This window comes from Streptomyces milbemycinicus, from assembly GCF_002154605.1.
GTDB lineage: Bacteria > Actinomycetota > Actinomycetes > Streptomycetales > Streptomycetaceae > Streptomyces > Streptomyces milbemycinicus.
In genome coordinates, this window is sequence record NZ_MUNE01000426.1 from 1 (window position 1) to 3,463 (window position 3,463).

Sequence of the window (3,463 nt, forward strand, 5' to 3'; positions counted from 1 at the left end):
ATATGAGACAGGGACACGCCGTGACGTCGGCGTGTCCCTGTCTCATATCCACCACAAACGCGTAAGGCGCAGAGCCCTTACTCCGACGCCGACGTCAGCAGCGCCAGCTCCTGCTCCGTCAGCTTCAGGTCCGCGACCGCCAGCAGCGCCGGCAGCTGGTCCACCGTGCGCGCGCTCGCGATCGGGGCCACGACCGTGGGCTGGGCCGCCAGCCAGGCCAGGGCGACCGTCGCATGCGCGGCGCCGTGGTTCGCGGCCACGTCGTCGAGGGCGGCGAGGACCTTCTGGCCGCGCTCGGTCTCCAGGTACTTGGCCGCGCCCTCGGCCCGGGCGCTGTCCACCGAGGCGCCGGGGCGGTACTTGCCGGTGAGGAAGCCGGACGCGAGGGCGTAGTACGGGAGGGTCACCACGTCATGGCGGGCGGCGACATCGGCGAGCGGGCCCTCGAAGGTGTCGCGGGAGACCAGGTTGTAGTGCGGCTGCAGGGCCACGTAGCGGGCCAGGCCCTCCTTCGCCGAGAAGTCCAGGGCCGCCTCAAGGCGTTCGGCGGAGATGTTGGAGGCCGCGATCTGGCGGACCTTGCCCGCCTTCACCAGCTCGTCCAGCGTGGAGATGATCTCCTCCACCGGCACCGAGGTGTCGTCGTAGTGGGTGTAGTAAAGGTCGATGTAGTCGGTGCGCAGGCGCTTCAGGGACTCGTCGAGACCCGCCTTGATCGCCGCGGCGGACAGGCCGCGGGGGGTCGGTACGCCTGCGCCCACCTTGGTCGCGAGGACGATGTCGGCACGGTTGCCCCGGGAGGCGAACCAGTTGCCGAGGATGGTCTCGGACTCTCCGCCGGAGTTGCCCGGCACCCATGCGGAGTAGACGTCCGCGGTGTCGATGAAGTTGCCGCCCGCCGCCGCGTACGCGTCGAGCACGGCGAAGGACTCGGCTTCGTCCGCCGTCCAGCCGAAGACGTTCCCGCCGAGGGAGAGCGGGAAGACGGACAGCTCACCGATCCGCCTGCGGTTCTCAGCCTGCTCAGTCTGCTTGGTGTCAGCCATGCGTTGTTTCAGCGCCGAGGCGGAGAGCGGTATTCCGCCGTTCGGGCCGATGAACGGAAAAAACCGGCGGCCCTGGCGTCAAGGGGGGAGAGAGCGCCAAGGCCGCCGGGGTTACGGGGACCCGGTCAGCAGGTCATCGGGCCGACGGTCATCGGGCCGATGTCCGCGGGGGACGGGGTCGCGGCGGTCACGGGTTCATCCCGTGGGCGCGGAGCCAGGGCATCGGGTCGATCGGGCTGCCGCCGCCCGGCCGGACCTCAAGGTGGAGGTGCGGGCCGGTCACATTGCCCGTGGCGCCGACGCGGCCGACGACCTCGCCCGTCGTCACCGAGCCCGACGTACGGACCATCGACGACAGGTGGCAGTACCAGATCTCGGTGCCGTCGTTCAGCTTGATCACGATGCGGTAGCCGTACGAACCGGCCCACCCGGCCGAGGTGATCGTGCCGCCGTGCAGCGCCTTGACCGGGGTGCCGGTCGGGGCGGCGAAGTCCTGGCCGGTGTGGTCGGCCGACCACATGTCGCCGGCCTGGCCGAAGGACGCGGTCAGGGTGTACGAGGCGACGGGGAGGGTGTACTGGGCGGCGAGCTTGGCCAGGCGCTCGGCCTCGGCCTTCTTCTTGGCCGCCTCCTCCGCCTTCCGCTTGGCCTCGGCCTCGGCGGCCTTCTTCTTCGCCTCCGCCTCGGCCTTGCGCTTCGCCTCCGCGTCGGCGGCCTTCTTGGCCGCGGCGGCGGCCTTGGTGGCGGCGGCGTCGGCCGCGGCCACGCGCTGCGACTCGTCGGCGGCGTTCTGCTGGTTCTCGGCCTGCTGGAGGATGCGGGCGCGTAGCGCCTCGCCCGCGTCGGTGGCGCCGTTCTCCTCGTCCTGGGAGGTCAGGCCGGCCTGGGAGAGGGGGGCGGCCGAGGTGCCGTCGGAGCCGGAACCGGAGTCCGAGGAGAACAGCGAGCCGATGCCGGGCAGGTCCCCCGCGTCGGGGAGGACGTCCGTCACCTTGTCGGCGACGTGTGCGAGGTCCGGCATGGATATGGGGGCCTTGGGGCGGTCCTTGGCGCTCGCCATCCCGCCCGCGCCGACCGCCGCGATCACGCCGACGCCGAGGACGGCGCCGCTGCGCGCCATCGTGCCGCCGCGCTGCTTGGCGACGCGGTGCCGGCCGCGCACCGGGGCTATGGATTCCTCAGTGGGATTCCACTCGTCCCACGTCTCGGTGTCCTGGCCGTCCCTCGCCTCGGCGGCCGGTTCGAACCAGGAGCCGTAGCGGGTGGCTGTCCCCGCTCCGGCGCCGGATGTGCGGGACGGAGCTTCTTCTAGGGCAGACCTGTTGGACGCCACGCGGGCGCACTCCTTTCCTTCCCTCTCGCCTACCGGGTTAGCTGACGGGTTCGGAGCAGGAAGGTCTCCTACGGGTCAGGTTCGACCCGATTCACCCCAAGGTTGGTGGTTCCCCGGTTCCCTTGGTGCTGCTGTTGTCGCTCTGCTGCTGGTGCTGCTGTGCGTACGGGATTCGGCGACGGCGCACGGTGCCGCCTCTTGCGGCGGTTGTGACGACCGCGCTGCGTTATCGAACGTTAATAGAGAGCGCGACCCGATTCCAAGCTGTTCCCGGGAATCAGAGCAACCTTTGAGGTGAACTTAACGCCCAACATGGGACAGATGAGGGTGAGTCGGCAGTGGCCCGAGCACACCCGGAAACGCCCTCGAACTGATCGTGCGTCAATCGTTATCCGGAGTGGTCATGCTCCGCTACGGAGCGTGTCAGCGTGCACGATCCACGCCTGGCGTCACGGGGGTGCGGCGCAGCGCCAGCAGCGCCATGTCGTCCGCGGTCCCGCCGCCCGTATGCCGCTCCACATCCGCCACCAGCGCGTCGAGCAGTTCCACCGGTCCGGCGAAGCGGCGGCCGCGCAGCTGGACCGCCGGATCGTAGAACGTGCCCTGCGCGTCGCGCGCCTCGCTCACCCCGTCGGTGAACAGCAGCAGGGTCACCCCCTCCGCGAACGGCAGCTCCTCCACCCGGTCCGGCCACGCCCCCAGATCGCCCATCCCCAGCGGCAGCGCCGGCATCTCGGGGTCGGCTTGGCGCACCGCGCCCTCCCCGTCCAGCAGCAGCGGCGCCGGGTGGCCGCGGTTGATCATGCGGAGCAGGGAGTCGCCGCGGGGGATCTCGGCCAGCACCGCCGTGATGAACCCCTCGGCCTGCTCGATATCGGCCCGCCGGGCCCGCTCCCGCTGCAGCGCCCGTTCCAGCCGCAGCGTCAGCCCCTCCAGCGTGGCCTCCTGTTCGGCGGCCTCCCGGAAGGCGCCGATGATGATCGCGACCACCTCGACCGACCCCAGCCCCTTGCCGCGTACATCGCCGATGACCATCCGTACGCCGTGCGGGGTGTCCTGCACCGCGTACAGGTCGCCGCCGATC

3 protein-coding genes and 1 riboswitch are annotated in these 3,463 nt (G+C 70.9%); all 3 genes read right to left on the reverse strand.

Features of this window, described 5'->3' with window-relative positions; all coding sequences use genetic code 11:
- Positions 1-77 precede the first annotated feature (77 nt).
- On the reverse strand, positions 78-1,046 hold the full coding sequence (locus CCN51_RS31745) for an aldo/keto reductase (protein WP_014178333.1): 969 nt from the start codon (positions 1,044-1,046) through the stop codon (positions 78-80).
- Between the two features lie 187 nt (positions 1,047-1,233).
- Positions 1,234-2,379, reverse strand: a complete 1,146-nt coding sequence (locus CCN51_RS31750; RefSeq protein WP_043487344.1) for a M23 family metallopeptidase — start codon at positions 2,377-2,379, stop codon at positions 1,234-1,236.
- 11 nt (positions 2,380-2,390) lie between these two features.
- Positions 2,391-2,517: riboswitch (cyclic di-AMP (ydaO/yuaA leader) on the reverse strand.
- A gap of 285 nt (positions 2,518-2,802) precedes the next feature.
- Positions 2,803-3,463: PP2C family protein-serine/threonine phosphatase (locus tag CCN51_RS31755; protein ID WP_143675939.1), on the reverse strand; the 661-nt coding region annotated here is incomplete at its 5' end.

What these genes read in the sequence shown, in the direction of transcription:
- CCN51_RS31745 (WP_014178333.1), bottom strand. Translation starts at nt 1,046, where the DNA reads ATGGCTGACACCAAGCAGACTGAGCAGGCTGAGAACCGCAGGCGGATC.